The organism is Undibacterium umbellatum (assembly GCF_014284125.1).
GTDB classification, from domain to species: domain Bacteria; phylum Pseudomonadota; class Gammaproteobacteria; order Burkholderiales; family Burkholderiaceae_D; genus Undibacterium; species Undibacterium umbellatum.
Genome location: NZ_JACOFX010000046.1, coordinates 1 through 4,037, shown reverse-complemented (window position 1 = coordinate 4,037; position 4,037 = coordinate 1). Strand labels below are relative to the sequence as shown.

The window sequence follows — 4,037 nt, the reverse complement described above, 5'->3', positions numbered from 1 at the left end:
TCAGTGCAGACAACTCAGGAGACTTCAACGACACCTCGGCAGCGGTTTATCTGCGCTATAGCTTTGAGCCACGCAAGAGCCCGGTCGGCTTCCCGCCTGTCGCTCCCAAGGCTTACTATCAGGGTAACTAAGCGTCTGACGCAGACACCTGAACTGGCACCCGAATAAGCATCCGAGATAGCCAGCGAGGACAAGATAAAACCGTCATATCTGCCAGGATATGACGGTTTTTTATCGGATTTACAATAGATTTACAATTCCTGCCACACATATACTTCCTATTTAGGCTGGCTTACTTCAAAATGCAAGTGAAGTGAGGGTTTGTTTATAAGACATCGCTAGTCAAATCGCTCACTGGTTAAGAAGTGAAAAAGGGGACATGAATGACTTTTAAGAAGAAAGCGCTGGTACTGGCGCTTTTGACGGCATATCTGGAAAGCGGGACAGCTCTCGCGAATTCCCCTTTGACGCAGCAATTGAAAGAACAGGCCCAATTCTGGGCTCAGCGTGGCAAGGATGAAAATGCGGCCGATGCCTGGCGCAAGATTTTAAAAATTGAACCGTCCAATGTTGACGCCTTGCTGGCGCTGGTTTTATTCGAGGCAAAGGCAGGCAATACCGCACAGGCAAAATCCTATTATTCCAAACTTAGAGGTGCGCAAGCCAGTATTTCACAACTACGCATGGCTGAAAATGCCGTATTGCACGGCAGTAGTGGCGGCGGTCAATTGGAGGAAGCACGCAAGCTGGCCAAGCAGGGTGATGCTGATAGTGCCGTGGAAGCCTATAAGCAAATGGGTGATCCCTCCAAGCTGAAGGGCGACGCCGCATTTGAATATTTCCAGGTACTGGCAGGTACCAAGGCAGGTTATTCAGATGCAAAACGGGGCCTGGAAAAATTACTCAAGGAAAACCCAGGCAATACCCGTTATGCCCTGGCTTATGCCCAGGTATTGACGTATCGCGAGCCAACACGCATTGAGGGCATGGCCGCGCTGGAACAACTCACCGCCAAGGCTGACGTAGGCAAGCAGGCTGGTGACTCATGGCGTCAGGCGTTGAGCTGGATGGGCGTCAAGAATGAAAATGCCAAACACTTTCGCCGTTATCTCGATAAATTTCCTGAAGACCAGGTCATCAGTGAGCGCCTGGCAAGTTTAAGTCGCCCTGCAGCACCCGCAGTGCCTGAGGAAAAAGCAAACCCTGCCAAAGTGCTGGCGGCAGCAAAGCAGAGCACAGCGGTGAAGGCGGTAGCTGAAAGCAAGCAAAGCATAGAATCCGCATCCAAGGCAGAAGTCGTGGCGAGGGCTGAAACCAAAGCTGAATCCAAAGCTACAACCAAGGCAGAGGTACATGCAAAAACGACTGGTGATGCCCCGGAGAAAATCCGTATCGCCGCCTTCAAGGCCCTGGACGATAATGACCTCAAGGTGGCAGAAGCAGCATTTCAGGGGTTGATTAAATCCCACCCCAGAGATTCTGCCGGTTATGGTGGCATGGGACTGGTGAAAATGCGCCAGGATGAATTTATCGAATCACGTACTCTCCTGCAAAAAGCAGTAGAGTTGTCGCCTGCCAGTCGCAAGGATCAATGGAAGCCCGCCTTCGACCGTGCCAATTACTGGGGCATGATAGCGGATGCACGCAGCGCGTTTGAAGACAGTGATAGTGCCAAGGGCATCGCTTTGTTGCGCAAGGCTGTCGCCATGGACCCCAAGGAATCGGTCGGTATTCTGCAGTTAGGCGATGCCCTGCAGGCTGAAAATGATCTGGTTGGCGCAGAGGCAAATTTCCGGCTGGTCTTGCGCGACGATAAAAAAAATCTGGGCGCACTCGATAGCCTGATCGGTCTTCTGGCTTTGCAAAAACGTATCAAGGATCTGGAAGAGTTGAGCGCCTATATGTCGCCGCGCCAGATGACGGTACTGTCGGAGTTAAAGGCAACCCAGTTATGGGACAGGGCCAAGGCTGCAGAAGCAGCAGGCGATATCGCAACTGCGCAGGCCAGCCTGGAAGATGCCGTGCTCATGACGCCAGATAATCCCTGGTTGCGCATGGCCCTTGCAAAAATTTATCTGGGCCGTAACGCTCCAGGCGCGGCACGCGCCCTTATGGATGCCATCGCCAATGTAGAAAATCCCCAGGCTGAAGCACTGTATGCCAGTGCTTTATTGAGCGCCATGCAGCAATTGTGGTGGGAGGGGCTGGTGACGCTGGAGCGTTTGCCTGCCGCTGCCAGAAAACCTGAAATGTTCGAGTTGCAAAAACGCCTCTGGACCAGGGTGCAGGTGGATCGCCTGAATGTCTTTGTTAACCGTGGCGATACTGCAAGAGCGCGTGAATTGTTGGGCATCATAGAAAACACGGCAGGCAATAATGCCGAGTTCGTGGGTATTATTGCAGCCTTCCATATGAAGGTGGGCGACCCTGCTCATGGACTGGCACTGGTCAAGCGGGCCGTAGAAACTGCGCCCAATCCTCAGGCTGGTTTGTTGTTGCAATATGCCATGGCCTTATTGCGCGCCAACCAGGAAGCAGAAGTGCTGGCAGTCATGCGCAAGGTGACTGATATGCCCAGGCTGACAGCAGAAGAAATTACCGATTACAAAGACTTGCAACGCATCGTCTCCATGCGCTATTCAGAGCGCGCACGCGAAGCAGGTGACTACGCCAGTGCCTTCAATTTCATCCAGCCCATGCTGATGGATAACCCTGAAGATAGTTTGCTGCTGCTTGCTCTGGCGCGCATTTATTCTTCATCAGGTGATACTGATGCAGCCAAAGACTTGTATCAGCGGGTGCTGGAGTCGGAACCAGAAAACCCGGAAGTCTTGCAAGCCCTGGTGTACGCAGCCATACAGGTCAAAGACTTTGGTACAGCAGAGCAGCACCTGACAACCCTGATGCAATTACAGCCTGGTAATCCACGCTTTATTTCCCTGGCTGGCAATCTCGCACGTGCGCAAGGTCATAGTGGCAAGGCACTGGAATACTTCCGCCAGGCTTTGGCGCTGGAGCAGGCGCAAAGGCCAAATAATGGCATGGGTGCGAATGGTATACGGCTGGTCGCCCAGGCCCCGGCTGCCAATGTGAATGAGTTCAGTGTTAATCCGTTTACTGACCGTAATGGCAGGGGGCAAACTGCCGTCGCCGTGAATAATGTGCCAGTGCAGCAGGCAACTGCGAATTCCCGCAGCGCCCTGTTTGCCCCGGTCGGTGTACCATTGCAGCAAGTGCTGCAGTATGCGCAACCTCAGTATGCGCAACCTCAGTATGCACAACCTCAGTATGCACAACCTCAGTATGCACAACCACAGTACGCGCAGCCTCAGCCGCAGTACGTGCAACCGCAATACTCGCAAGCTCAACAGCAGTATGCACAGCAACAATACGCGCAGCCTCAACCACAATATGCGCAAGCACCCCAGCCTGCCCCTCAATATGCGATACCGCAATTGCCCGCTGCTACCCTGGCTGCGGCACAGCAAGGCCGTGCAGCCAGCCCAGCTTCCGTGGTTGCAGCACCGATGGCGAGTATTCCGCAATTGCCAGCCAGTGCATTGAATAGATCAGCAGCACCTTTGCCATCACTACCTCAGCAAGCCTATGCTGCAAATACTGCAACTCCTGGCACAGTGCAGGGCGGTTCCAGCGGTAATGTCAGCAGCGCGACGGGTGCCGCTACTGTCTATCAAATTCCACCAGCAAATATCTCGCGCACGCCGCTGACTCAGACACAGCCGGTGCAACATAATCCGTTGCAAAACCAGGCAGCACCTAGAAGTAATTATGATGCCAGTGGCGGTACTGGCAATGCACCCTCGGTGCTGGCGCCTTATGTCCCGGCCAAGGTCAGCTACACTGCTGCACCAGTCGCTGTGCCGCAACAATATGCAGCAGCCAACACAACTGCAGCAACAAGCAGAGCCAAGCCAGTAAAAGCCACGAATGTCAGTCCAGAAGAAGCGGCGTTGCTGAAAGAAATCGACGCCATCAACGACCTCAAGAGAACGGAAGTTTCAGTTGAAGTCGCAGGC

Annotated in this window: 1 protein-coding gene; it reads left to right on the top strand. The window is 53.5% G+C overall.

What is annotated here, in order from left to right; genetic code table 11:
- Positions 1-383: 383 nt before the first annotated feature.
- The coding region (locus H8L47_RS29040) for a tetratricopeptide repeat protein (protein WP_186957318.1) at positions 384-4,037 on the top strand (3,654 nt) is incomplete at its 3' end.